The organism is Streptomyces sp. NPDC046727, from assembly GCF_040645635.1.
Lineage (GTDB): Bacteria > Actinomycetota > Actinomycetes > Streptomycetales > Streptomycetaceae > Streptomyces.
The window spans coordinates 215960-239968 of the sequence record NZ_JBEYYR010000001.1; the positions used below are offsets into that span (position 1 = coordinate 215960).

23 protein-coding genes and 1 pseudogene are annotated in these 24009 nt (G+C 73.7%); 5 read left to right on the forward strand and 19 right to left on the reverse strand.

Annotated features, from left to right (window positions below; genetic code table 11):
• Positions 1-78 precede the first annotated feature (78 nt).
• Positions 79-1242, forward strand: coding sequence for a methyltransferase domain-containing protein (locus tag ABZ937_RS00905; protein ID WP_361684267.1), 1164 nt, complete (start codon positions 79-81; stop codon positions 1240-1242).
• On the opposite strand, the gene ABZ937_RS00910 is transcribed toward ABZ937_RS00905, so the two are convergent.
• The 6 genes and pseudogenes from ABZ937_RS00910 to ABZ937_RS00935 all read right to left on the reverse strand — a co-directional run bounded on the left by ABZ937_RS00910 (position 1190) and on the right by ABZ937_RS00935 (position 6845).
• Positions 1190-2491, reverse strand: a complete 1302-nt coding sequence (locus ABZ937_RS00910) for a sigma-70 family RNA polymerase sigma factor (protein WP_361684269.1) — start codon at positions 2489-2491, stop codon at positions 1190-1192. The genes ABZ937_RS00905 and ABZ937_RS00910 overlap by 53 nt on opposite strands.
• Before the next feature lie 47 nt (positions 2492-2538).
• Positions 2539-2895, reverse strand: a complete 357-nt coding sequence (locus ABZ937_RS00915; protein ID WP_361684271.1) for a YciI family protein — start codon at positions 2893-2895, stop codon at positions 2539-2541.
• Positions 2896-3004: 109 nt separating this feature from the next.
• Positions 3005-4381, reverse strand: coding sequence for an FG-GAP-like repeat-containing protein (locus ABZ937_RS00920; protein ID WP_361684273.1), 1377 nt, complete (start codon positions 4379-4381; stop codon positions 3005-3007).
• A gap of 72 nt (positions 4382-4453) precedes the next feature.
• Positions 4454-5509, reverse strand: coding sequence for an LCP family protein (locus ABZ937_RS00925; protein WP_361684275.1), 1056 nt, complete (start codon positions 5507-5509; stop codon positions 4454-4456).
• A gap of 73 nt (positions 5510-5582) precedes the next feature.
• Positions 5583-5717, reverse strand: a pseudogene (locus tag ABZ937_RS00930) (cellulose binding domain-containing protein); the annotation flags it as partial.
• Positions 5718-5807: 90 nt separating this feature from the next.
• Positions 5808-6845 carry a LacI family DNA-binding transcriptional regulator gene (locus tag ABZ937_RS00935; protein ID WP_361684277.1) on the reverse strand — a complete coding sequence of 346 codons (1038 nt, stop codon included), beginning with the start codon at positions 6843-6845 and terminating at the stop codon, positions 5808-5810.
• A 138-nt stretch (positions 6846-6983) separates the two neighbouring features.
• Between ABZ937_RS00935 and ABZ937_RS00940 the strand changes: the two genes are divergently transcribed.
• The gene (locus ABZ937_RS00940; protein ID WP_361684279.1) at positions 6984-9287 is read left to right on the forward strand and encodes a glycoside hydrolase family 3 N-terminal domain-containing protein; all 2304 of its coding nucleotides are present in this window, start codon (positions 6984-6986) and stop codon (positions 9285-9287) included.
• 192 nt (positions 9288-9479) lie between these two features.
• Here ABZ937_RS00940 and ABZ937_RS00945 read toward each other — a convergent pair whose 3' ends face one another.
• Genes ABZ937_RS00945 through tsaB form a run of 4 tightly spaced genes read right to left on the reverse strand, consistent with a single transcriptional unit; the run spans position 9480 to position 11998 of the window.
• Positions 9480-9737 carry a hypothetical protein gene (locus ABZ937_RS00945; protein WP_361684281.1) on the reverse strand — a complete coding sequence of 86 codons (258 nt, stop codon included), beginning with the start codon at positions 9735-9737 and terminating at the stop codon, positions 9480-9482.
• Positions 9734-10819, reverse strand: a complete 1086-nt coding sequence (gene tsaD, locus ABZ937_RS00950) for a tRNA (adenosine(37)-N6)-threonylcarbamoyltransferase complex transferase subunit TsaD (RefSeq protein ID WP_361684283.1) — start codon at positions 10817-10819, stop codon at positions 9734-9736. The genes ABZ937_RS00945 and tsaD overlap by 4 nt, the downstream gene beginning before the upstream one ends.
• Entirely contained in the window at positions 10812-11312 is a 501-nt protein-coding gene (rimI, locus tag ABZ937_RS00955; RefSeq protein ID WP_361684724.1) for a ribosomal protein S18-alanine N-acetyltransferase, read from the reverse strand. The genes tsaD and rimI overlap by 8 nt, the downstream gene beginning before the upstream one ends.
• Positions 11313-11341: 29 nt before the next feature.
• Positions 11342-11998, reverse strand: coding sequence for a tRNA (adenosine(37)-N6)-threonylcarbamoyltransferase complex dimerization subunit type 1 TsaB (gene tsaB, locus ABZ937_RS00960; protein ID WP_361684285.1), 657 nt, complete (start codon positions 11996-11998; stop codon positions 11342-11344).
• 123 nt (positions 11999-12121) lie between these two features.
• On the opposite strand from tsaB, the gene ABZ937_RS00965 reads away from it, so the two are divergent.
• Complete coding sequence (locus tag ABZ937_RS00965) at positions 12122-12682, forward strand: hypothetical protein (protein WP_361684287.1); 561 nt, start codon at positions 12122-12124, stop codon at positions 12680-12682.
• 35 nt (positions 12683-12717) lie between these two features.
• Here the strand turns inward: ABZ937_RS00965 and ABZ937_RS00970 are convergent, their stop codons facing one another.
• The 6 genes from ABZ937_RS00970 to ABZ937_RS00995 all read right to left on the reverse strand — a co-directional run bounded on the left by ABZ937_RS00970 (position 12718) and on the right by ABZ937_RS00995 (position 18030).
• Positions 12718-12924 carry a hypothetical protein gene (locus tag ABZ937_RS00970; RefSeq protein WP_361684289.1) on the reverse strand — a complete coding sequence of 69 codons (207 nt, stop codon included), beginning with the start codon at positions 12922-12924 and terminating at the stop codon, positions 12718-12720.
• 130 nt (positions 12925-13054) lie between these two features.
• Entirely contained in the window at positions 13055-13576 is a 522-nt protein-coding gene (gene tsaE, locus ABZ937_RS00975) for a tRNA (adenosine(37)-N6)-threonylcarbamoyltransferase complex ATPase subunit type 1 TsaE (protein WP_361684291.1), read from the reverse strand.
• The gene (locus tag ABZ937_RS00980) at positions 13533-14801 is read right to left on the reverse strand and encodes an alpha/beta hydrolase (RefSeq protein ID WP_361684293.1); all 1269 of its coding nucleotides are present in this window, start codon (positions 14799-14801) and stop codon (positions 13533-13535) included. Before ABZ937_RS00980 ends, tsaE begins: the two co-directional genes overlap by 44 nt.
• Positions 14802-14851: 50 nt before the next feature.
• The gene (alr, locus tag ABZ937_RS00985; RefSeq protein ID WP_361684295.1) at positions 14852-16051 is read right to left on the reverse strand and encodes an alanine racemase; all 1200 of its coding nucleotides are present in this window, start codon (positions 16049-16051) and stop codon (positions 14852-14854) included.
• A gap of 118 nt (positions 16052-16169) precedes the next feature.
• Positions 16170-17603, reverse strand: a complete 1434-nt coding sequence (locus tag ABZ937_RS00990) for an NAD(P)H-hydrate dehydratase (protein ID WP_361684297.1) — start codon at positions 17601-17603, stop codon at positions 16170-16172.
• 55 nt (positions 17604-17658) lie between these two features.
• Complete coding sequence (locus ABZ937_RS00995) at positions 17659-18030, reverse strand: holo-ACP synthase (protein WP_361684299.1); 372 nt, start codon at positions 18028-18030, stop codon at positions 17659-17661.
• Between the two features lie 64 nt (positions 18031-18094).
• Between ABZ937_RS00995 and ABZ937_RS01000 the strand changes: the two genes are divergently transcribed.
• Complete coding sequence (locus tag ABZ937_RS01000) at positions 18095-18877, forward strand: SDR family oxidoreductase (protein ID WP_361684301.1); 783 nt, start codon at positions 18095-18097, stop codon at positions 18875-18877.
• An 8-nt stretch (positions 18878-18885) separates the two neighbouring features.
• On the opposite strand, the gene glmS is transcribed toward ABZ937_RS01000, so the two are convergent.
• Positions 18886-20733 (reverse strand): glutamine--fructose-6-phosphate transaminase (isomerizing), encoded by a 1848-nt coding sequence (glmS, locus tag ABZ937_RS01005; RefSeq protein WP_361684303.1) that lies wholly within the window; start codon positions 20731-20733, stop codon positions 18886-18888.
• Between the two features lie 153 nt (positions 20734-20886).
• On the opposite strand from glmS, the gene coaA reads away from it, so the two are divergent.
• The gene (gene coaA, locus ABZ937_RS01010) at positions 20887-21876 is read left to right on the forward strand and encodes a type I pantothenate kinase (protein WP_361684305.1); all 990 of its coding nucleotides are present in this window, start codon (positions 20887-20889) and stop codon (positions 21874-21876) included.
• A gap of 59 nt (positions 21877-21935) precedes the next feature.
• On the opposite strand, the gene ABZ937_RS01015 is transcribed toward coaA, so the two are convergent.
• Together ABZ937_RS01015 and glmM are read right to left on the reverse strand one after the other, a co-directional pair.
• Positions 21936-22457, reverse strand: a complete 522-nt coding sequence (locus ABZ937_RS01015) for a hypothetical protein (protein WP_361684307.1) — start codon at positions 22455-22457, stop codon at positions 21936-21938.
• Positions 22458-22566: 109 nt separating this feature from the next.
• Positions 22567-23925 carry a phosphoglucosamine mutase gene (gene glmM, locus ABZ937_RS01020; protein WP_361684309.1) on the reverse strand — a complete coding sequence of 453 codons (1359 nt, stop codon included), beginning with the start codon at positions 23923-23925 and terminating at the stop codon, positions 22567-22569.
• Positions 23926-24009 lie beyond the last annotated feature (84 nt).

Consider the following 24009-nt stretch of genomic DNA (forward strand, 5'->3'; position numbering starts at 1 on the left):
TCCCAGGCGCCGGCCCGCGTCCCGGGCCGACACCGCCGCCGGAGGCGCACCATCCACCGACTGGCCCACAATGAGCCGGTGAACGACCTCGCTCTGCTCCTCACCCCCGAAGGCCGCGCCCTCCTCGACGAGGTGCGCGACACCGAGCCCGCGCAGGAGCTGGCGGTGGCCACCCGGCTGCGCCGCGACCATCCGGCCGAGCTGGTCTCGGCCGCGCTCGGCCAGGCCCGGCTGCGGCAGCGCGCGGCGGCCAAGTTCGGGGCGGAGGACGCCGGGCGGATGTTCTTCACGCCGAACGGGGTCGAGCAGTCGACGCGGAGCAGCGTGGCGGCGTACCGGGCGGCCCGGATGAAGGACCTGGGGGTGACCTCGGTCGCCGACCTGTGCTGCGGGATCGGCGGTGACGCCATCGCGCTGGCGCGGGCCGGGATCCGGGTGCTGGCCGTGGACCGGGACCCGCTGACGGCCGCCGTCGCCCGGGCGAACGCCGAGGTGCTCGGCCTCGGCCGGCTGATCGAGGTCCGGGAGGCGGACGTCACCGAGGTCGGCACCGCCGGCTACGACGCCGTCTTCGTGGACCCGGCGCGGCGCGGCGGCCGGGGCCGCATCTTCGACCCGGAGGCGTACTCACCGCCCCTGTCCTGGGCGGTCGCCGCCGCCCTCGCCGCACCCCGCGCCGCCCTGAAGATCGCCCCGGGCGTCCCGCACGAGGCGGTCCCCGCCGAGGCCGAGGCGGAGTGGATCTCGGACGGCGGTGACGTGAAGGAGGCGGTGCTCTGGTTCGGCACCGAGCCCGGCCTGGTCCGCGCCACCCTGCTGCCCGGACCGCGCACCCTGCTCGGCCGGGGCCTGCCCGATCCGGAGGTACGCCCGGTGGGCCGGTACCTGTACGAGCCCGACGGCGCCGTGATCCGGGCCCACCTGGTCGCCGAGGTGGCCGAGCAGCTCGGCGGCGGCCTGATCGACGCGACCATCGCCTATGTCACGGCCGACGACCTGCGCCCGACGCCGTACGCCTCGGCCTACGAGATCACCGACCGGCTCCCCTTCAACGTCAAGAAGCTGAAGGCCCTGCTGCGGGAGCGCGAGGTCGGCACGCTGACCGTGAAGAAGCGCGGCTCGGCGGTCGAGCCGGAGGAACTGCGCCGCAAGGTCAAGCCGCAGGGCCCGAACGCGGCCACCGTCTTCCTCACCCGGGTGGCCGGGGCACCGACGATGCTGATCGGTCATCCGGCGGGGTGACGCACTCCCGCGCCCGGCGCAGCAGCAGTTCGCGTTCCTTCTCGTTGCGGGCCAGCCCCGCCGCCCGGGTGAACTCCTCGCGGGCCTCGGCGGGGCGGCCGAGGCGGGTCAGCAGGTCGCCGCGGACGCTGGGCAGCAGGTGGTAGTCGTGCAGCGCGGGGGCGGCGGCCAGGGCGTCCACCAGCTTCAGGCCCGCCGCCGGGCCGTCGGCCATCGACACGGCGACCGCCCGGTTCAGCTCGACCACCGGGGACGGCGCGCGGGCGGCCAGCAGGCCGTACAGGGTGGCGATGGCGCGCCAGTCGGTCTCCTCGTACGTGTGGGCGTGCGCGTGGCAGGCGGCGATGGCGGCCTGGAGGGCGTACGGGCCGGGCGGGCCGGCCGCCGTGGCGTCGGCGCGGTCGAGGGCGCGGACCCCGCGCGCGATGAGCATGCGGTTCCAGCGGCGCCGGTTCTGGTCCTTCAGCAGCACCGGTGTGCCGTCGGGGCGGGTGCGGGCGGCGGCGCGGGACGCCTGGAACTCCAGCAGCGCGGTCAGGCCGTGCACCTCGGGCTCCTTGGGCATCAGCGCGGACAGCACGCGGGCCAGCCGCAGCGCGTCCTCGCACAGGCCGGGGCGGAGCCAGTCGTCGCCGGCGGTGGCCGCGTAACCCTCGTTGAAGATCAGGTAGATGACGTCCAGGACGGAACCGAGGCGGGCCGCGCGGTCGGGACCGTACGGCACCTCGTAGGCGACGTTCTTGGTGGCGAGTGTCTTTTTCGCCCGGACGATGCGCTGGGCGATCGTCGGCTCGGGGACCAGGTAGGCGCGGGCGATCTCGGCCGTGGTCAGGCCGCCGAGCAGGCGCAGGGTGAGCGCGGTGCGGGCCTCGGGGGACAGCACCGGGTGGCAGGCGGTGAAGACCAGCCGGAGCAGGTCGTCGTCGATGGCGTCCGGGTCGGCGGGCTCCTCCGGGGGTGCCGTGGTCTCCAGGTCGCGGCCGATCTCGGCGAGCTTGCGGGCGTAGGTCTCGCGGCGCCGGACCAGGTCGACGGCCCGGTGCCGGGCGGTGGCCATGAGCCAGGCGCCGGGGTTGTCGGGCACGCCCTCCCTCGGCCACCGTTCCAGGGCGGCGACCAGGGCGTCCTGCGCCAGTTCCTCGGCGATGCCGACGTCCCGGACGATCCGGGCGACGCCGGCGATCACGCGGGGCGACTCCAGGCGGAAGACGGTCTCGATGGCGTGCGCCGCGGTGGGCTGTGGTTCCACAGCCCACCATGCAACACCCTGTCCGGCGGAAGGCCAAACGAGAGGGCCTAGCCCTCGGCGACCTCCCGCACCTCGCAGGAGACGGTCCAGAACGGCTCGTGGACCTGGAGGAACCGCTTGGTCCACTCCAGGGCCTCGGCCTTGTCCTTGCACTGCATGAGCGCGTAGCCGCCGATGACCTCCTTGGCCTCGGTGAAGGGCCCGTCGGTGACGGAGATCTTCCCGTCCTTCCAGTGCATGGTGGTGCCCTGGGCGGAGGGGGTCAGCCCGGCGGTGTCGAGCATGACGCCGGCCTTCGTGACCTCCTCGATCAGCTCGCCCATCCGCCGCATCAGCTCCTCGCTGGGGCCGCCGGCCGGGGCGGAGGACTCGTCGATGTGGATGATCGACAGGTAGCGGGGCATGGTGACTCCTTCGGTCGGGGCGGCGGGGCCGTTCCCCGCCGCTCACCCATGCGTCGAACGGGCGGCACGCGGATCGACACGGGCGCGGAAAAATCTCCGGGAAATTTTTCTACTTCAGCTCCGACCCGAACGACGCCTTCGTGTACGGCGCCTTCACCGCCTTCCCGCCGAAGACCAGGGCACCGTCCGTGACCAGGCCGGACGTGCGCCCGCGCAGCACCCAGACCGCGCCGTTGCCGCCGTCCTCGCCCGTGGCGGAGGCGGTCAGTTCGGCGTGGCCGTCGCCGCCCAGGTCGAGCAGGCCGACGGCCTGGCCGAAGGCGTCGTTCCGCTCGGCCGTTCCGGGGACGCCCCGGGTGTTCTGGGTGAAGGCCTGCGCGCCGGTGCCGGTCAGACCGGTGCGGCTGCCGCGCAGCAGGTCGACCGCGCCCGCGGAGCCGTTCTCGCCGGGCACGCCGACCGCCACGTCGTCGAAGCCGTCGCCGGTGACGTCGCCGACGGCGACCGAGGTGCCGAACCCGTCGTCCGTCTCGGCGGTGCCGGGCACTCCGGGGGTGTTCTGCCAGTACGCCCGCCAGGTGTTCGCCCCGCCGAGGCCGGTGGCGGAGCCGTACGCCACCCGGATCCGCTCGTCGGCGATGTACGTGGTGACGAGGTCGTCGTAGCCGTCGCCGTTCAGGTCGCCGAAGGCCACGGGGCCGTCGCCGGCGGGGTAGGAGTAGCTGTTGGTGAGGCCGGCGGGGGTGCTGACGTAGAGGCGGGTGCAGTGGCTGCCGTCGCCGCAGTACACCGACAGGGCCAGGTCGGCGCGGCCGTCGCCGTTGAGGTCGCCGGTGGCTCCGTCGTGGACGTCGAGGAAGCGCAGGCCGTCGGGGTCGAGCGGGGTCCGGGCGGCGGGCGTGCCGCTGCGCCCCAGCGGGCCCTTCCACAGGGTGGCGGTGGTGCCGACGGGGTCGTCGCCGGGGGCGAAGCCGGTGCGGAAGGCGGCCAGGTCGAGCCGCCCGTCGCCGTCGAAGTCACCGGTCTGGGTGTCGGTCGCGGGGATCGACGTGCCGCGCCCGAGGCCGTGCGGCCCGCCCCAGACCACGACCGCGTCGGCGCGCTGTGAGCCGGTGCCGACGACGAGGTCCGCGTAGCCGTCGCCGTCCAGGTCGCCCTTGGACACCTGGAGGCCGAAGCCCTCGCCCTTGGCCGCGCTGCCGGGGATGCCGGCGGTGGACCGGCTGACGAGCGTGCGCCGGCCGGTGGACGGTCCGTGCGGGCCGCCGTACATCACGGTGACGTAGCCGGCCCCGGCCCGGCCGTCGATCGTGCCGTGCGGGGCGCCGACGGCCAGGTCGGCGTAGCCGTCGCCGTCGAAGTCGTCCCGCACCGGGGCGGCGCTCGTCACCGGGGTCCCGGACGCGGCCCAGGCGGTGGGTCCGAGGACGGTCAGCCCCAGGGCCAGCGGCAGCGCCCAGCGGGCCTGCGAACGTGAACGGAACAACGGAGAACTCCCAGGTGTACGGCTGCTGTGTCACCGCAGCAGACCCGCGGGCCGCCCTCGGGGTTGTACGGCTCAGCGCAGGGACGTCCACAGGTCGCCCGCCTCGGGTTCCTCGGCGATCACCCGGTTGGGGTCGGAGGGGGCCGTGACGACCGGCATGGTGACCGTCTTCACCTGGTCCGCGGTCAGCCCCTGCACGCTCCGGCCGAGCGTCATCAGCTCGCTCAGGGAGTCCAGGCCGGTGTCGGTGGTGAGGCTGGCGGTGACGGCGTCGGCGACCCGGTACAGCCTGGCCGGGTCGGTGAGCAGCCTGGTGGCCGCCATCCGCTCCAGCAGGGCCTTGACCAGCGTCTGCTGCAGTTCTATGCGGCCCAGGTCGCTGCCGTCGCCTATGCCGTGCCGGGTGCGGGCGAGGGCCAGGGCCCGCTTGCCGCCGAGGTGGTGGGCGCCGGCCTTGAGGTGCAGATGGCTCTTGTCGTCGTCGATGTCCTGGCCGGTGGTGACGTCGACGCCGCCGAGCGCGTCGACCAGCCGGGCGAAGCCGGAGAAGTCGATTTCGAGGTAGTGGTCCATGCGGACGCCGGTGAGCGACTCGGCGGTCTTCACCGCGCACACCGGACCGCCCACCGAGTAGGCGCTGTTGAACATGGCGCCGTACGCCACCGTCGTGGCGCCGCCGGAGGAGAGCGGGCAGGACGGGCGGGTGACGAGCGTGTCGCGGGGGATGCTGACCACGGTGGCCTTCGTCCGGCCCGCGTCGATGTGCACGACCATCGCGGTGTCGGACCGGGCGCCGGAACTGTCGCCGCCGCCCAGTTCCCGGTTGGCCGTGCCGCTGCGCGAGTCCGAGCCGAGGACCAGGATGTTCAGGGAGCCGCTGGGCAGGGGGGAGGCGTCGGCCGAGGCGGTCGTGGCGGGGTTGATCACCGCCCGGGCGGGCCGGTCGTCGCCGAGCGCGCTGTCGATGTCGACGCTGGTGATGTTGTCGTTCAGGTGCCGGTACGCCCAGCCGGCCGCCGCCGCGCCCAGCACCAGGGCGCCCGCCAGGGTGAGGCCGACGATCTTCAGCGCTCTCGGCCGCCGGCCCACCCGCCCGCCCGCGTCGTCGTGCTCCTCGTGTCGCGTCACGGCAGGAACGTACGTCCGAATTATGAAGGGAGTGTTAGCAGAGACCGTGCGCGGCGGCTTTCTCGGGAGATTCTCATCCCAGCGTCACGGTGGGTGCCGGATTGCTGCCGCTCCAGGAGGCGTTGAAACCGAACGTCACCGAACCGCCGTCCGGCACCGAGCCGTTGTACGAGGCGTTGACGCGGGACACGGCAGCCCCCGACTGGGTGCGGCGATGCCGCGGGCCTCCGAAAGTTTCGGCGGTGCAGCCGATTGACTTCGGAGGAGTGTGGGGGCGGGCACCCCACCCGTCGACACGTCACCTTCCGGCCACCGCCGGCGCCGCCGTGCTCGACCGCACCACCAGGCTGGTCGCCAGCTCCACCCGGGTCGCCGCCCGCTCCTCCCGCGCGCGCCCCAGCTCCAGCACCAGCCGGGCCGCGGCCTCGGCCATCTCGGTCAGCGGCTGCCGTACGGTCGTCAGCGGCGGGCCCACCCAGCGGGCCACCGGCAGATCGTCGAAGCCGACCACGCTGAGGTCCTCCGGAACGCGCAGGCCCAGTTCGCGGGCGGCCTCGTACAGGCCGAGCGCCTGCAGGTCGTTGCCCGCGAAGACGGCGGTGGGCCGGTCCGGGCGGCGCAGCAGCTCCAGGCCCAGGCGGTAGCCGGCGTCGTGGTGGAAGTCGCCGGCCACCACGAGCGAGGGATCGACGGGCAGGCCGGCCGTCTCCAGGGCCGCCCGGTAGCCGTCCACCCGGGCCCGGCTGCACATCATCCGGGACGGGCCGCTGATCGCGCCGATCCGGGTGTGACCGAGTTCCACCAGGTGGCGGGTGGCGGCCAGGCCGCCCTGCCAGTTGGTGGCGCCGATGGACGGCACGTCCGGGCCCGGGTCGCCGGCCGGGTCCATCACCACGAACGGGATGGAGCGGCTGGTCAGCAGCGCCCGCTGGGACTCGTCGAGCCCGGACAGCACCAGCACCACGCCGTGCGGGCGGCGGGCGGCGACCTGGTCGGCCCAGGTCCGGCCGGGGGTGAGCCGGCCGGCCGACTCGGACAGGACCACGCTCAGGCCGGCGTCCCGGGCCACGTTCTCCACGCCCCGGATGACCTCCAGCGCCCAGGCGCTCTCCAGCTCGTGGAAGACCAGGTCGATCAGGGGCGAGCGGGAGGCCTCGGCGCGGCGGCGCCGGTAGCCGTAGGCGCGCAGCAGCTCCTCGACGCGGGTGCGGGTCGCGGGGGCGACGTCGGCACGGCCGTTGAGGACCTTCGAAACAGTCGGAGCGGACACCCCGGCCTCACGGGCGATCTCGGCGAGGGTCGCCGTCTGCGTTTCTGGGGGCTTCGAAGGCTTCATGCCCGGGATCGTATCCCCGCAGGCCCTCTTGACGAAGGACTTGTCGCGCCATAGGTTCCCGGAACATTCGATGAGTTAGCCGAAACATTCGAAGTCTTCGTAGCCGAAGATGCGTAGCAGAGTCGAGACGGGAGTTCCATGACCACCGCTCCTTGGCGCGACCCCGCCCTGCCCGCCGACGCCCGCGTGGCCGACCTGCTGTCCCGGATGACGCTGGAGGAGAAGACGGCCCAGCTGTACGGCGTGTGGGTGGGCGCCGCCACGGACGGCGACGGAGTCGCCCCGCTGCAGCGCGAGATGACCGCCGGCCTCTCCGCCGACGAATGGGAGGAGCTGATCACCCACGGCCTCGGCCAGCTGACCCGCTCCTTCGGCACCGCCCCCGTGGACCCGGACGTGGGCGCGCGGGCGCTGGCGCGGGCGCAGCGCAAGATCGCCGCCGCGAACCGCTTCGGCATCCCGGCCGTCGCCCACGAGGAGTGCCTGGCCGGGTTCACCGCCTGGCGGGCCACCGCCTACCCGGTCCCGCTCGCCTGGGGCGCCTCCTTCGACCCTGACCTGGTCGAGGAGGTGGGCCGCCGCATCGGCCGGGACCTGCGCGCGGCCGGGGTCCACCAGGGCCTGGCCCCCGTCCTGGACGTGGTCCGCGACCCGCGCTGGGGGCGGGTCGAGGAGACGATCGGCGAGGACCCGTACCTGGTCGGCACGGTCGGCACGGCCTATGTCCGCGGGCTGGAGTCGGCCGGGGTCGTCGCCACGCTCAAGCACTTCGCGGGGTACGCGTCCTCGGCGGGCGCCCGGAACCTGGCGCCGGTGCGGGCGGGCGTGCGGGAGTTCGCGGACGTCACCCTGCCGCCGTTCGAGATGGCGCTGCGCGAGGGGGGCGCCCGCTCGGTGATGGCGGCCTACACGGAGACCGACGGCGTGCCCGCCTCCGCCGACCCGCGGCTGCTGACGGGACTGCTGCGCGAGGAGTGGGGGTTCACCGGCACGGTGGTCGCCGACTACTTCGGCATCGGCTTCCTGCAGAGCCTGCACCGGGTGGCCGCGGACGAGGCGGAGGCGGCGCGGCTGGCCCTGGACGCCGGCATCGACGTCGAGCTGCCGACCCTGAAGTGCTACGGGGAGCCCCTGGTGGCGGCCGTACGGGAGGGCCGCGTCCCGCAGGAGCTGGTGGACCGCGCGGCCCGCCGGGTCCTGCTCCAGAAGTGCGAGCTGGGCCTGCTGGACGAGGACTGGCGTCCGGAGCCGGCGGGCCCGCTCGACCTGGACTCGGCGGGGAACCGGGCGCTGGCCCGCCGGCTGGCGGAGGAGTCGGTGGTCCTGCTGGACAACCCGGACGGTGTGCTCCCGCTGGCCCCCGACACCCGGATCGCGGTCGTCGGCCCCCGCGCGGCGGACCCGCTCGCCATGCTCGGCTGCTACTCCTTCCCCTCCCACGTCCTCACCCACCACCCCGAGATCCCGCTCGGCATCGAGATCCCCACCGTGCTGGACGCCCTGCGCGCCGAACTCCCGGACGCCAAGGTGACGTTCGCGGAGGGATGCGGGGTCTCGGGTCCGGACACCGGCGGCTTCGCGGAGGCGGTGGCCCGGGCGGCGGAGGCGGACGTGTGCGTGGCGGTGCTGGGCGACCGCGCGGGCCTGTTCGGCCGCGGCACCTCGGGCGAGGGCTGCGACGCGACCGACCTCCGGCTGCCGGGCGTGCAGGCCGACCTGCTGGACGCGCTGGTGGCGACGGGCGTCCCGGTGGTCCTGGTGCTGCTCACCGGCCGCCCCTACGCGCTGGGCCGCTGGCACGGCCGGCTCGGCGCGGTGGTGCAGGGCTTCTTCCCGGGCGAGGAGGGCGGCCCCGCGGTGGCGGGGGTGCTGTCCGGCCGGGTCGACCCGTCCGGGCGGCTCCCGGTGAGCGTGCCGCGGCTGCCCGGCGGCCAGCCCTGGACCTATCTCCAGCCACCGCTGGGCCTGGCCGGCGAGGTCAGCAGCCTGGACCCGACGCCGCTGTACCCGTTCGGCCACGGCCGCTCGTACACGGAGTTCGTCTGGGAGGACTTCACGGGCTCCGCGGCCGAGATCGCCACGGACGGCTCGTACGACATCTCCCTCACGGTCCGCAACACCGGCGACCGGGCGGGCACCGAGGTCGTCCAGCTCTACCTCCACGACCCGGTGGCCTCGGTGACCCGCCCGGACGTCCGCCTGATCGGCTACCAGCGGCTGGAGCTGCCCCCGGGCACCGCCCGCCGCCTCACCTTCCGCTTCCACGCGGACCTGTCGTCCTTCACCGACCGCACGGGAGCCCGGGTGGTGGAACCCGGCGCCCTCGAACTGCGCCTCGGCCCGTCGAGCGCGGAGGTACGGCACCGGGCGCGGCTGCGGCTGACGGGGCCGACGCGGGTGGTGGGGGCCGAACGGCGGCTGCACTGCGAGGTGTTGCCGTAGGAACGCCGATACCCCGCCTCCGGAGTCCCGGGGGCGGGGTATCGAGTGGAGCGCCGGGCAGGCCTTGCACCTGCATCTCCCCGCAGGAAGCGGGACGTCTTTCCTTGGACCACCAACGCACTGCGTCGAGCCGATTTTCCGGCCGTTCGCTGTGTGATGATCATAGCGCAGACAGGGGGTGTCCGCGCAACCTCAGTCGTCCGCGACCGGCTCGAAGCGCCACCGGTGCACCGTGCGGGTCACCAGAGCCGGGTCCGGCTCGGGCAGTTCGGGCAGGCCGGCGTCGTACGGCGCGTCCCACCAGGTGATGACCAGCACCCGGTCCTGCGGGGCGCGGAAGGTCTCGCGGCGCAACGGGCCGGGGGCGAGCGGCTGTTCGCGGACCCAGGCGAGCAGCTCCGCGCCCCGGCCCTCGGCTGCCCGCGCCTCCCACATCAGGGCGACGGTCACGAGTAGAGGTTCTCCTTGCTGACCTCGTGCACATGGTCGTGGCCCGGGACGTGCGGGTCGGTCACCGGAAGGGAGGAGTCGGCCGACAGGTCCCAGCTGGAGGCGGCCCGGTTACGGGCGACCATCTCGGCGCCGAGCGCGGCCACCATCGCGCCGTTGTCCGTGCACAGCTTGGGGCGCGGGACGCGCAGCCGGATGCCGGCCGCCTCGCAGCGCTCCTGGGCGAGGGCGCGCAGCCGGGAGTTGGCCGCCACCCCGCCGCCGATCATCAGGTGGTCCACGCCCTCGTCCTTGCAGGCGCGGACCGCCTTGCGGGTGAGGACGTCCACCACGGCCTCCTGGAAGGAGGCGGCCACATCGCGGACCGGGACCTCCTCGCCGGCGGCGCGCCTGGCCTCGATCCAGCGGGCCACGGCGGTCTTCAGGCCGGAGAAGGAGAAGTCGTACGCCGGGTCGCGCGGGCCGGTGAGGCCGCGCGGGAAGGCGATCGCCTCCGGGTCGCCCTCGCGGGCGTACCGGTCGATGACCGGGCCGCCGGGGAAGCCCAGGTTCAGCACGCGGGCGATCTTGTCGAAGGCCTCGCCGGCCGCGTCGTCGATGGTCGCGCCCATGGGGCGGACGTCGGAGGTGATGTCCTCGGACAGCAGCAGGGAGGAGTGGCCGCCGGACACCAGCAGGGCCATCGTCGGCTCGGGCAGCGGGCCGTGCTCCAGCTGGTCCACGCAGATGTGGGAGGCGAGGTGGTTGACGCCGTAGAGGGGCTTGCCGAGGGCGTAGGCGTACGCCTTGGCCGCCGAGACGCCGACCAGCAGGGCGCCCGCGAGGCCGGGGCCCGCGGTGACCGCGATGCCGTCCAGGTCCTTCGCCGAGACGCCCGCCTCCTTCAGCGCGCGGTCGATGGTCGGGACCATCGCCTCCAGGTGCGCCCGGGACGCCACCTCCGGTACGACACCGCCGAAGCGGGCGTGCTCGTCGACGCTGGAGGCGACGGCGTCCGCCAGCAGGGTGGTGCCGCGGACGATGCCGACGCCGGTCTCGTCGCAGGAGGTCTCGATGCCGAGGACGAGGGGTTCGTCAGCCATTGATCTCGGTTCCTTGTGCTGAAGCGGAGTCCGCGGCGGAGCCGCTGTCGGGTGCTGTGGTCAGGCGCATCACCAGGGCGTCCACGTTGCCCGGCTGGTAGTAGCCGCGCCGGAAGCCGATGGGGGCGAAGCCGAAGCGCTCGTAGAGCTTCTGGGCGCGGATGTTGTCGACCCGGCATTCGAGCATCACCTCGTGGCACTCGAACGCGGTCGCCGCGCGCAGCAGCTCGGTGAGCAGGCGCGCGCCGAGCCCGGTGCCCTGGAGGGCGCCGGCCACGGCGATGGTCTGGATGTCGCCCAGGTCACCGGAGGCGGCCAGGCCGCCGTACCCGACGATCCGGCCGTCGGCGGACTCGGCGACGACGTAGCGCCGGGTGGCCCCGGAGCCCCGGGCGTGGGCCAGTTCGGACCAGAACATGCCCCGGGACCAGGCGTCCTCGGGGAACAGGACCTTCTCCAGCTCCAGAACGGGGTCGATGTCCCACCAGCGCATCTCGCGCAGTCGTGGGGGTGCCGGCTGTGTCACTTGGGGGTGACCACCTTGTAGTTCTTGGGGACCTGGGCGTCCGGTCGGCGCAGGTAGAGCGGCCGGGGCGCGGGCAGTTCCTCGCCCGCGGCGAGCTTCCGGGCGGCGAGCGCGGCCAGGGCGGCGGCGGACACGTGCTCGGGTTCGTGGGCGCTCGGGAACGTGTCCGGGTAGAGCAGCGCGCCCGCGCCGACCGCCGGGAGGCCCGCGACCCGCTCGGCGATGTCGGCCGGGCGGTCGACGGCCGGGTCGGTCAGCCGGGTCCGGGAGTCGGCGTACGTGGCCCAGTAGACCTCCTTGCGCCGGGCGTCGGTCGCCACGACGAAGGGGCCCTTCTCGATGTCGGCGGCGTAGGCGAGGCCGTCCAGCGTGCACACGCCGTGCACGGGGACGCCGAGCGCGAGGCCGAAGGTGTCGGCGGTCATCAGGCCGACGCGCAGGCCGGTGTAGGGGCCGGGCCCGGTGCCGACGACGATCCCGGTGACGGCCTCCAGCTTCAGCCCGGCCTCGGCGAGGACCCGGTCGACGGCCGGCAGCAGCAGCTCTCCGTGCCGGCGCGCGTCCACCTGGCTCGACGAGGCGATGACGTCCGTGCCGTCGTGCAGCGCGACGGTGACGGCGGGGGTGGCGGTATCCAGAGCGAGCAAGAGCACGCGAACAGCCTACGGCGCCCGCGGCTCGCGCATGGCCGTCCGGGGCGGACCGTGACCGACTGCTACGGTCTGTACGAACTACGACATAGGGCACGAAATACGCGAGGCGGAGGTGAGCGGACATTGGCAGGGTCCAGCTCGGGGATCGTGGCCGGCCTCGCCGCGGCGGCCCTGGGAACCGTCGCATTCCTCGCCTACCAGGCCCAGGCGACCGTCCCGGCGAGCCTGCGCGGCGGCCGGGCGGCGAACGCGTCCGCCCCTGCGGCCGCGACGAAGGCGCCCCGGGACCTGCACAACCCGACCGCCCTGCCGAGCGGCTCCGGAACGGGTGAACGGGTCGTGTACTCGGTGGACGACGACCGGGTCTGGCTGGTCTCCCCCGGGAACCGGGTGCAGCGCACCTTCCCGGTGCGCCCGGGCAGCGTCGACCCGCTGCCGGGCCTCTACTGGGTCACGTCCCGCTCCAACACGGCCACCGGCACCGACGGCATCCCCGTCGAACACGTGGTGCGGTTCACCAGCGTGGACGGCACGGCGATCGGGTTCAGCGCGGCGGTGGACGGCAGCTCGGGCACGATGGCCGACCCGAGCGTGAAGACGGGCGGCATCCGGGAGAACCGGGCGGACGGGGACGCGCTGTGGAAGTTCGCGACGATCGGGGTGCCGGTGATGGTGATCCGCTAGGCCCCTCGACGCCGGGCTGATCCGAACGAGAGGGCCTAGGCGATCCGGGGGTGCCGTGCCGCGCCGTCGGCCGTGTGCGGTGCCGTCGGGGCCGGTCGCGCCCACGCCGTGGCAGTCGCGCCTTCGGGGCGTTCGGGGCGTGGGGGCCTGGAGATGACGTCCGCCGCCGCGCAGGAGGCCAGCAGGTCGTGCATGGACACCCCGGTGGGGCGGGGGTGCTCCGGAGGCCGCGTTGCGGTCATGGACGCCTCCTGACGTACGGGGGCGGGCGTAGTTAGGCAGACCTAACTACGGGCTGGCTACCATGTCACCACGCCCGGGACGTCCTGCGCAATATGTTGCCGACGGCCTGTCGGAATCCTGTCGGGGTCCTCAGCCGGTCAGCGTCTCCAGGCCGGCCTCGGCCCACCGCTCCCCCAGCCCGGTCACCGTCACGTGCCGTACCTCGTCGGTGGTGTCTCCCACGGCGCGGTGGATGACGACCTGGAGCCGGTCCTCGGTCAGCTCCTCGACCTTGCCCTCGCCCCACTCCACGACGATCACCGACTCGGGCAGCGAGACGTCGAGGTCCAGGTCCTCCATCTCGTCGAGGCCGCCCCCGAGCCGGTAGGCGTCGACGTGCACCAGGGGCGGCCCGCCGCCGAGGGACGGGTGCACCCGGGCGATCACGAAGGTCGGCGAGGTGACCGCGCCGCGCACGCCGAGGCCCTCGCCCAGCCCGCGGGTCAGCGTGGTCTTGCCCGCGCCGAGCTCCCCGCTGAGCATCACCAGGTCGCCCGCGCGCAGCAGCTTGGCCAGCCGGCGGCCCAGCTCCCGCATCTGCTCGGGCGAGGTGATCGTCAGCCGGATCTCAGCGGCCTCGTGCGGTGCTGCTGGTGCTGCTGGTCGTTCCATAGCCACTTACGGTAGCCCCTGCGGGCACCGCACCCGCCCGGGTGAGCAGGTCGGCGAGGCGGTCGGTGACCACTTCCGGGTGCTCCAGCATCACCAGGTGCCCGGCGTCCGGCACCAGCACCAGCTCGGCGTCGGGCAGCAGGTCGCCGATGACCTCGCTGTGCTCGCTGGGCGTGACCAGGTCCTGGACGCCGGCCAGCACGAGCACCGGCATGTCCCGGAAGCAGGCCAGCGCCTCGGTCTTGTCGTGGTCGCTGAAGGCCGGGTAGAACTCGGCGACCACGTCGATCGGGGTGGACTCGATCATCCGTTCGGCGAAGCGCTCCACCGCCGGGTCGACGTCCCGCCCCGCGAACGAGTACCGCTTGATGATCCCGGCGAACAGCTCGGCGGTGGCCCGGCGCCCCTTCTCCACCAGCTCCGCCTGCTGCCCGAGCGCCTTCAGCACCCCGGGGAGGATCCGGCGCACGGCGTTGACCCCGGCCAGCGGGAGCCCGAAGTTGACCTCGCCCAGCCTCCCGGACGACGTACCGACGAGGGCGGTGGCGACGACCCGGTCGCGGATCAGTTCCGGGTACTGGGCGGCGAGGGCCATGACGGTCATCCCGCCCATCGAGTGACCGACCAGCACCACGGGCCCGTCCGGTACGGCGGCGTCGAGCACGGCCTTCAGGTCGCGGCCCAGCTGGTCGATGGTGACCGGCACCCGGTCCCGGGTCTGGGCCACGCCCCGACCGGACCGCCCGTGGCTGCGCTGGTCCCAGTGCACGGTCCGCACGACCCCGCGCAGGGCCGCCCGCTGGAAGTGCCAGGAGTCCTGGCTGAGGCAGTAGCCGTGGCAGAAGACGACGCTGACCGGGGCGGGCGCCTTGCGGCCGAAGAGCCGGCGCCTGCGGGGCGAGACGTTCGGCCCCGGGTCCGGCTCGGCCTCGTCGACCTCGTAGTACAGCTCGGTGCCGTCGTCGGCGTACGCCTTGCCGGGGGTGCCGCGCAGGGTGCCGTAGGGCCCCGCCGAGTCCAGTGCCAGCCGGGCCTTGCGGCGCATCCCGCGCCCCACCGTCATCCGCTCGATGGCGACGCCGGCCGCCGCGCCCGCGGCGAGCACGCCTATCGCGGCACCGGCGATGCCGGTCGCCTTGCGCCAGCTCCCGGCCGTCGCCCCCGCGGCGGAGGCGACGGCCGCCGCGGCGACGTCCGCCACGGCCTCCGCGCTGCTCTCGCTCACGTACTGCTCCTCTTCGCCGACGGGTGATCCGGTTGCCGCTCCCGAAGGGACTACCCGGCTTCTCGCCCGTTCACAAGGACGTCGTTCACATCGGCGTCGTTGACATAGACGCGCGGAACGCGCGTTCCGATGCGTGTGACGATCTCGTACGCGATCGTGCCGCAGGCCTGCGCCCAGTCCTCGGCGGTGGGCTCGCCGCGGTCGCCGGGCCCGAACAGGACGGCTTCGCTGCCCACCGCGGGTTCGTCCCCGCCCAGGTCGACGACGAACTGGTCCATGGCGACCCGCCCGGCGACCGTCCGCCACTTGCCGCCGACCAGCACCGGGCCGGTGCCCGAGGCGTGCCGCGGGATGCCGTCCGCGTAGCCGGCCGGGACCAGGCCGAGGGTGGTCTCGCCGGGGGTGACGTAGTGATGGCCGTAGCTGATGCCGTGTCCGCCGGGGACGTGCTTGACGAGGGCCAGCGCGGCGCTGAGCGTCATCACCGGGCGCAGCCCGAAGTCCGCCGGGGTGCCGACCTCGGGGCTGGGCGAGATGCCGTACATGGCGATGCCCGTGCGGACCAGGTCGAAGTGGGACTCGGGCAAAGTGAGGGTGGCCGGCGAGTTGGCGATGTGCCGCACCTCGGGCCGTACGCCCCGCTCCTCGGCGTACGCCAGCATCTCCCGGAACTGGTCGAGCTGGGCGGCGATGGACGGGTGTCCCGGCTCGTCGGCGCACGCGAAGTGCGACCAGAGCCCGGTGATCCGGACGAGCCCCTCGGCCTCCGCGCGCAGGGCCGCGTCGACCAGCTCGGCCCAGTCCGCGCCGGGCTGGCAGCCGTTGCGGCCGAGACCGGTGTCGGCCTTGAGCTGCACGCGCGCGACCCGGCCGGCCGCGCGGGCGGCGGCGGTGGCCTCACGCAGCGCCCACAAGCCGCTCAGCGACACGTCGATGCCGGCCTCGATCGCCTGCCGCCAGGGGCCGCCCGGCACCCACAGCCAGCACAGGATCGGTCCGGGCAGTCCGGCCGCGCGCAGCGCGAGGGCCTCCTCGGCGGTGGCCGTGCCGAGCCAGTTCGCGCCCGCCGCGAGGGCGGCGCGGGCGCACGGCACCGCCCCGTGGCCGTATCCGTCGGACTTGACGACGGCCATCACGGCGGCGCCCTTCGCCCGGGCGCGCAGGGCTCGCACATTGGCGCGCAGGGCGCCCAGGTCGATCTGGGCGCGGGCGCGCAGGGCGGCGGTCGGCACAGCTGCTGTCTCAGTCATCGCGCCCCCAGTCTCTCAGAGCGGGCCCGCGCGGGGCGGAGGCCGGGTCGGTCCCGCCGTCGAGCCCCCGGCCGGGCAAGCGACCCGACCCACCGCCCAGCCGCGGCGGACGGTGCCCTCAGCCCACCACGTCCCTCCACGCCTCCGGAATGCATGACGCCACGTCATGGGCTCCTGTCGGGGCGCCGGAGGCGGCGAAGCGGCCCGCCAGGCCGTGGAGGTACGCGGCGGCGCTTCCCGCGTCCACCGCCCCCAGGCCCGCCGCCAGCAGGGATCCCGCCAGGCCGGACAGCACGTCCCCGCTGCCCGCCGTGGCCAGCCAGGGCGTCCCCGTGGCGTTCACCCGCACCGGGCCGCCCGCGAAGTCGGCGACCAGCGTCGTCGAACCCTTCAGCAGCACCGTCGCCCGGTACACCGCCGCCAGTTCCCGCACCGCCGCCAGCCGGGCCTCCTCGACCTCCTCGCGCCGCACCCCCAGCAGCGCGGCGGCCTCCCCCGCGTGCGGTGTCATCAGCGTCGGCGCCGTACGCCGCCGTACCGCGTCCCGTTCGGCCAGCCGCAGCCCGTCCGCGTCCAGCAGCACCGGTACGTCCGCCTCCAGTACCTCGGCCACGGTCGCCGCGTCGTCCCCGGCGCCCGGCCCGACCACCCAGGCCTGCACCCGCCCGGCCTTGGCGGGCCCGGCGTCGGAGACGAGGGTCTCCGGGAAGCGCGCGATGACCGCCTCCTGGGCCGGCCCGACGTACCGTACGGCCCCGGCCCCGCCCCGCAGCGCCCCGGACACGGCGAGCACGGCGGCCCCCGGATACCGGGCCGAGCCCGCGGCGATCCCGACGACCCCGCGCCGGTACTTGTCGCTCTCCGCCACCGGCACCGGCAACAGCCGCGCCACGTCGGCGTGTTGCAGGGCCACCAGCTCGGCGTCGGCGGGCGGCGGCTCCAGCCCGATGTCGACGAGCCGTACCACCCCGGCGTACTCCCGCGCCGGATCCACCAGCAGCCCGGGCTTGTAGGTGCCGAAGGTGACGGTCAGGTCGGCCCGGAGCGCGGCCCCGCGCGCCTCCCCGGTGTCCGCGTCGACGCCACTGGGCAGGTCGACGGCGACGACGGCGGCCCGGGACCGCGCCACCACGTCGGTCAGCCGCTCGGCGTCCGGCCGCAGCCCGCCCTTGCCGCCGATCCCGACGATCCCGTCCAGGACCAGGTCGGCGCGCAGAATCGGTTCCTCGGCCCGGTCGGCGGCGACGACCGTGCCGCCCGCCCGGCGCAGGGCGGCGAGTCCCCCGCCATGGGCCCGTCCGGGCGTCAGCAGGACGGCCGTCACCCCCGCGCCGCGCCGGGCCAGCCGGGCCCCCGCGTACAGGGCGTCCCCGCCGTTGTCCCCGCTGCCGACCAGCAGGACCACCCGGCTGCCGTACACCCGACCGAGCAGTTCGGCGCAGGCGGCGGCCAGCCCGGCGGCGGCCCGCTGCATCAGCGCGCCCTCCGGCAGCCGTGCCATCAGCGCCCGCTCGGCCGCCCTTACCGTCTCCACGCTGTACGCAGTACGCATGGCTCCGAGTCTGCCCCGGATCCCCCGCCGTCCACACCCGGGACCCCGGGCCGGCTCAGCCCTCGGCGATCACCACGGCCGAGGCCACGCCCGCGTCATGACTGAGCGACACATGCCAGGACCGCACGCCCAGCTCGGCGGCCCGCGCGGCCACGGTCCCCTTCACCCGCAGCCGTGGCTGCCCGCTGTCCTCGACGTACACCTCGGCGTCGGTCCAGTGCAGCCCCGGCGGCGCCCCGAGCGCCTTCGCCAGCGCCTCCTTGGCGGCGAACCGGACCGCCAGGGAGGCGATGCCCCGCCGGTCCCCGCTGGGCAGCAGCAGTTCCCGCTCCACGAACAGCCGGTCGGCCAGCCCCGGCGTCCGTTCCAGGGCCTCCTGGAACCGGTCGATCTCGGCGACGTCGATGCCCACCCCGATGATGCTCATGCCGAGCACCCTACGACGCCGGTGAACAGGGATCCGGCGACACCACGTCACCTACCCTTCCCGCATGACCTCTTCGCGCGCCTATCTCAGCGATCTCTTCTCCCTGGACGGCCGTGTCGCCCTGGTGACCGGCGGGAGTTCCGGTATCGGCCGGGCCATCGCCGGAGCGCTGGCACGGGCCGGCGCGCGGGTGGTGATCGTGGCCCGCCGCCCGGCGGAACTGGCCGCGGCGGTCGACGAGTTGACGGCCGACGGCTGCCGTGCGGCCTGGGTCAGCGGCGATCTGGCGACACGCGAGGGCGTGCGCGCCGCGGCCGAGGAGGCCGCCGCGGTGTTCGGGGAGCCCGACATCCTCGTCAACTCCGCCGGGATCAATCTGCGGCCCCCGATGGACGAGCTGGGCGACGACGTGTGGGACACCACCATGGCGGTGAACCTGGAGGCCCCCTTCCTGCTGGGCCGGAGGTTCGGGCCCGGCATGGCCGAGCGGGGCTTCGGCCGGATCATCCACGTCACGTCCCAGCAGGCGCACCGGGCGTTCGTGCAGAGCGGCGCGTACGGCGTCTCGAAGGGCGCGCTGGAGTCGCTGGCCCGCTCGCAGGCCGAGGCCTGGTCGCCGTACGGCGTCACCGTCAACACCCTGGTGCCGGGCTTCGTGATGACCCCGCTCAACCAGCGGCTGTCGTCCGACCCCGAGAAGGTGGCCGCCCTGGCCGCGCGCACCATGACCGGCCGCAACGGTCTCGCCGAGGACTTCGAGGGCGCGGCCGTCTTCCTCGCCGGCCGCGCCTCCGCCTACGTCACCGGCCAGTCGGTCTTCGTCGACGGAGGCTTCTCCGTGCACTGAGCCGCGGGTTACTCCACCGTGACCGACTTCGCCAGGTTCCGCGGCTGGTCCACCTCGTTGCCGCGGGCGGTGGCCAGCTCGCAGGCGAAGACCTGGAGCGGGACGGTGGCCACCAGGGGCTGGAGCAGGGTGGGGGTGGCCGGGATCCGGATGAGGTGGTCGGCGTACGGGACGACCGCCTCGTCGCCCTCCTCCGCGATCACGATCGTGCGCGCACCCCGCGCGCGGATCTCCTGGATGTTGGAGACGATCTTGTCGTGCAGGACGGACCGGCCGCGCGGCGACGGGACGACCACCACCACCGGCAGGTCCTCCTCGATCAGCGCGATCGGGCCGTGCTTCAGCTCGCCCGCGGCGAAGCCCTCGGCGTGCATGTACGCCAGTTCCTTCAGCTTGAGCGCGCCTTCGAGGGCCACGGGGTAGCCCACGTGCCGGCCGAGGAACAGGACCGTGTCCTTCGACGCCAGGGTGCGGGCCAGCTCCCGGACCGGCTCCATGGTCTCCAGGACCCGCTCGACCTCCACCGAGATCCGGGACAGGTCCTTGATGACCGCCTGGATCTCGTCGCCCCACTTGGTGCCCCGCACCTGGCCCAGGTACAGCGCGACCAGATAGCAGGCGACCAGCTGGGTGAGGAACGCCTTGGTCGAGGCGACGGCGACCTCGGGGCCCGCGTGCGTGTACAGCACCGCGTCCGACTCGCGGGGGATCGTGGAGCCGTTGGTGTTGCAGATCGCCAGCACCTTGGAGCCCTGCTCGCGGGCGTGCCGGAGCGCCATCAGGGTGTCCATGGTCTCGCCGGACTGGGAGATGGCGATCACCAGGGTCTGCGCGTCCAGGATCGGGTCCCGGTACCGGAACTCGCTCGCCAGCTCCACCTCGCACGGGATCCGCGTCCAGTGCTCGATGGCGTACTTGGCGATCAGGCCCGCGTGGAAGGCCGTACCGCAGGCGACGATGACGACCTTGTCGATCTCGCGCAGCTCCGAGGCGCTGATCCGGACCTCGTCCAGGGTCAGCGAGCCGGACGCGTCGATGCGCCCGAGCAGGGTGTCGGCGACCGCCCTGGGCTGCTCGGCGATCTCCTTGAGCATGAAGTAGTCGTAGCCGCCCTTCTCGGCCGCCGAGGCGTCCCAGTCCACGTGGTAGGAACGGACCTCGGCCGGGCGGCCGTCGAAGCCCGTCACCGTGACGCCGTCGCGGCGCAGCTCCACCACCTGGTCCTGGCCCAGCTCGATCGCGGACCGGGTGTGGGCGATGAACGCGGCGACGTCGGAGGCCAGGAACGCCTCGCCCTCGCCGACACCCACCACCAGCGGGGAGTTCCGGCGGGCGCCGACCACCACGTCCGGCTCGTCGGCGTGCACCGCGACCAGCGTGAACGCGCCCTCCAGCCGCCGGCACACCAGCCGCATCGCCTCGGCGAGGTCCGCACAGGAGGAGAACTCCTCGGCCAGCAGATGGGCGACGACCTCGGTGTCCGTCTCGGAGGCCAGCTCATGGCCGCGCTCGGCCAGTTCCGCGCGGAGCAGCGCGAAGTTCTCGATGATGCCGTTGTGGACCACCGCGACCCGGCCCGCGTTGTCCAGGTGCGGATGCGCGTTGGTGTCCGTGGGGCCGCCGTGCGTGGCCCAGCGGGTGTGCCCGATGCCGGTCGTGCCCGTCGGCAGCGGCCGTTCGACCAGCTCCTTCTCCAGGTTGACCAGCTTTCCGGCCTTCTTCGCGGCGGCCAGCCCGCCGTCCGCCGGCACGGCGACACCCGCCGAGTCGTACCCCCGGTACTCCAGCCGCTTCAGCCCGGCCATCACGACGTCGAGCGCCGACTGCGACCCTACGTAACCCACGATTCCGCACATGCGCCGCAGCCTACGGGCCGAAGACGATCGAAAACTGCCTCTGCCTGCCCGAAATCGGAAATTCCCACCGCCGTACGAAGGCCCTCGGCGGCCGGAACTCATGCGTGACGGACCCCACCCACCGAGCCGTTCAAACTCCGTTAACAATGAACTGTGATCTCACCGGTCTCCTCGATGCCCCGGAGCGCCCACCGGCACAGGCCGGAGGCGACTCCCTACGTCGACCTCACCCGCGCCGAGTGGAGCGCGCTGCGCGACAAGACGCCGCTGCCGCTCACCGCCGAGGAGGTGGAAAAGCTCCGCGGCCTCGGCGACGTCATCGACCTGGACGAGGTGCGGGACATCTACCTCCCGCTCTCCCGGCTCCTCAACCTCTACGTCGGCGCCACGGACGGCCTCAGAGGCGCGCTGAACACCTTCCTCGGTGAGCAGGGCTCCCAGTCCGGCACCCCGTTCGTCATAGGAGTCGCCGGCTCCGTGGCCGTGGGCAAGTCCACGGTCGCCCGTCTCCTCCAGGCCCTGCTCTCCCGCTGGCCCGAGCACCCGCGCGTGGAGCTGGTCACCACGGACGGATTCCTCCTGCCCACCCGGGAGCTGGAGGCGCGCGGCCTGATGTCACGGAAGGGATTCCCCGAGTCCTACGACCGCCGGGCGCTGACCCGCTTCGTCGCCGACATCAAGGCCGGCAAGGGGGAGGTGACGGCACCTGTCTACTCCCACCTGATCTACGACATCGTCCCGGACGAGAAGCTCACCGTCCGCCGCCCGGACATCCTGATCGTGGAGGGCCTGAACGTCCTCCAGCCCGCCCTGCCCGGCAAGGACGGCCGCACCCGGGTCGGCCTCGCCGACTACTTCGACTTCAGCGTGTACGTCGACGCCGGCGCCGACGACATCGAGCGCTGGTACCTCAACCGCTTCAAGAAGCTGCGTCAGACGGCCTTCCAGAACCCGAACTCGTACTTCCGCAAGTACACCCAGGTCTCCGAGGAAGAAGCCCTCGACTACGCCCGCACTCTCTGGCGGACCATCAACAAGCCGAACCTGGTGGAGAACATCGCCCCCACCCGCGGCCGCGCCACCCTGATCCTGCGCAAGGGACCGGACCACAAGGTGCAGCGACTGAGGCTGCGCAAGCTGTAGCCGCCGCGCTGCCGGCCCCGGCGTGACCGTGGGCCGGCGGCGTGAGCGTACGACAGCTGTCAGAACCGCCTTTCGCAGGTCGCGTCGACACTGTCGCCGGGGTCGGCGAACACCGTGTCGGTGCCGCCGTCGCAGCTCACCGTGTCGCCGGGGGCGTTGTCCTGCACGCCGATCACGTCGTTGCCGCCATTGGTGCTCACGCTGTCGACGCCCGTGCCGGCGTCGACGGTGACATTGACCGGAACGCCGGCCTCGGCGGTGTCGTTCTGGTCGCCCAGCGCTATGGCGAGCCTGGTGACGGTGAGGATGTTCCCGCAGTCGGCGGTGGTGGAGGACAGCCGGGTGCAGCCCGGGCCGATCGCGATGCCCGTGGTGTCCGTGAGGAGCAGGTGGTTGGTGTCGGAGACGGCGGCCGAGACATGGTTCTGCACCCCGGCCCGCGCCTGGAGCCCGACCAGACCGCCGAAGACGCGGAACGCCGTGGAGCCCGGCGTCTGGGCGGCGGCCGGGGTGGCGGACGAGGCGACGAGAAGCCCCGCCGCCACGACCGGACCGGCCGCTCGCTTCAGAATGCTGCTCACGATCTTCATGCTGTGTTTCTCTTCCGTCGAGGGGGCGCCGCGCTGAGCGGCCTCGATGCAAGAGAAACAGTCAGTGATCAGTCGTGCACTTTTTGCTACGCCTTGGGGCTCAACCCAGCGCGGACTTCACCGCGTCGGCGAGCCGCCCGGCGACCGACCGGGCCTGCTCGATGTCCGCGGCCTCGACCATCACCCGCACCAGCGGCTCGGTCCCCGAGGGCCGCAGCAGCACCCGCCCGGTCTCCCCGAGTTCCCGCTCGGCCTCCGAGACGGCGGCGGCGAGGTCGGCGGAGGTCTTCACCCGCGACTTGTCGACGTCCGGCACATTGACGAGGACCTGCGGCAGCCGCTCCATGACGGAGGCGAGGTCGCGCAGCGTACGGCCGGTCTCGGCGACCCGCGCCGCCAGCAGCAGACCGGTCAGCGTGCCGTCACCGGTGGTCGCGTGGTCGAGGATGATGACGTGCCCGGACTGCTCGCCGCCGAGGGCGTACCCGTGCTCCTTCATCTCCTCCAGCACGTACCGGTCGCCGACGGCGGTCTGCACGAGGTGGATGCCCGCGCGCTCCATCGCCAGCTTGAAGCCGAGGTTGGACATCACCGTGGCGACGACCGTGTCGGCCCGCAGCGCGGAGCGCTCGCGCAGCGCCAGCGCGAGCACGGAGAGGATCTGGTCGCCGTCGATCTCCTCGCCGGTGTGGTCCACGGCCAGGCAGCGGTCGGCGTCACCGTCGTGCGCGATACCGAGGGCGGCGCCGTGCTCGACGACCGCGGCCTTCAGCTGGTCCAGGTGGGTCGAACCGCAGCCGTCGTTGATGTTGAGCCCGTCCGGCTCGGCACCGATCGTGACGACCTGGGCGCCCGCACGGGCGAACGCCTCCGGCGAGACCCCCGAGGCCGCGCCGTGCGCTTCGTCCAGGACGATCTTCAGGCCGTCGAGCCGGTTGGGCAGCACCGACAGCAGGTGGGCGACGTACTGCTCGAAGCCCTCGTCGTACGAGCGGACCCGGCCGACTCCGGCGCCGGTGGGCCGCTCCCAGGGCTCGCCGTGGCGGTGCGACTCGTACACCGCCTCGATCTTGTCCTCCAGCTCGTCGGCGAGTTTGTGGCCCCCGCGGGCGAAGAACTTGATGCCGTTGTCCGGCATGGCGTTGTGGCTGGCGGAGAGCATCACACCGAGGTCGGCGCCGAGCGCGCCGGTGAGGTGGGCGACGGCGGGCGTCGGCAGCACGCCGACCGTCAGCACGTCCACGCCGGCGCTCGCCAGGCCCGCCACCACGGCGGCCTCCAGGAACTCCCCGGACGCGCGCGGGTCCCGTCCGACCACGGCCTTCGGCCTGTGGCCCTCGAAGGTGCCCGCCTCGGCCAGCACGTGCGCCGCGGCCACGGAGAGGCCGAGCGCCATCTCGGCCGTCAGATCCGCGTTGGCGACACCGCGCACGCCGTCCGTGCCGAAGAGTCGTCCCACTTGTCCTCCTGAGGAAGCGTCGATGTCGGAAGCGGACGGGCGCCGCGTCGGGTTGGCAGGCGCCCCGGCATCCGATCACACAAG

Excerpts from the sequence above, each read along its gene's own strand:
- ABZ937_RS00915 (WP_361684271.1), bottom strand. The coding sequence starts at position 2,895 with ATGCCCCGCTACCTGTCGATCATCCACATCGACGAGTCCTCCGCCCCG.
- ABZ937_RS00935 (WP_361684277.1), bottom strand. The coding sequence starts at position 6,845 with ATGAAGCCTTCGAAGCCCCCAGAAACGCAGACGGCGACCCTCGCCGAG.
- ABZ937_RS00940 (WP_361684279.1), top strand. The coding sequence starts at position 6,984 with ATGACCACCGCTCCTTGGCGCGACCCCGCCCTGCCCGCCGACGCCCGC.
- tsaD (WP_361684283.1), bottom strand. The coding sequence starts at position 10,819 with ATGGCTGACGAACCCCTCGTCCTCGGCATCGAGACCTCCTGCGACGAG.
- rimI (WP_361684724.1), bottom strand. The coding sequence starts at position 11,312 with ATGCGCTGGTGGGACATCGACCCCGTTCTGGAGCTGGAGAAGGTCCTG.
- ABZ937_RS00970 (WP_361684289.1), bottom strand. The coding sequence starts at position 12,924 with ATGACCGCAACGCGGCCTCCGGAGCACCCCCGCCCCACCGGGGTGTCC.
- tsaE (WP_361684291.1), bottom strand. The coding sequence starts at position 13,576 with ATGGAACGACCAGCAGCACCAGCAGCACCGCACGAGGCCGCTGAGATC.
- alr (WP_361684295.1), bottom strand. The coding sequence starts at position 16,051 with ATGACTGAGACAGCAGCTGTGCCGACCGCCGCCCTGCGCGCCCGCGCC.
- ABZ937_RS00990 (WP_361684297.1), bottom strand. The coding sequence starts at position 17,603 with ATGCGTACTGCGTACAGCGTGGAGACGGTAAGGGCGGCCGAGCGGGCG.
- ABZ937_RS00995 (WP_361684299.1), bottom strand. The coding sequence starts at position 18,030 with ATGAGCATCATCGGGGTGGGCATCGACGTCGCCGAGATCGACCGGTTC.
- ABZ937_RS01000 (WP_361684301.1), top strand. The coding sequence starts at position 18,095 with ATGACCTCTTCGCGCGCCTATCTCAGCGATCTCTTCTCCCTGGACGGC.
- glmS (WP_361684303.1), bottom strand. The coding sequence starts at position 20,733 with ATGTGCGGAATCGTGGGTTACGTAGGGTCGCAGTCGGCGCTCGACGTC.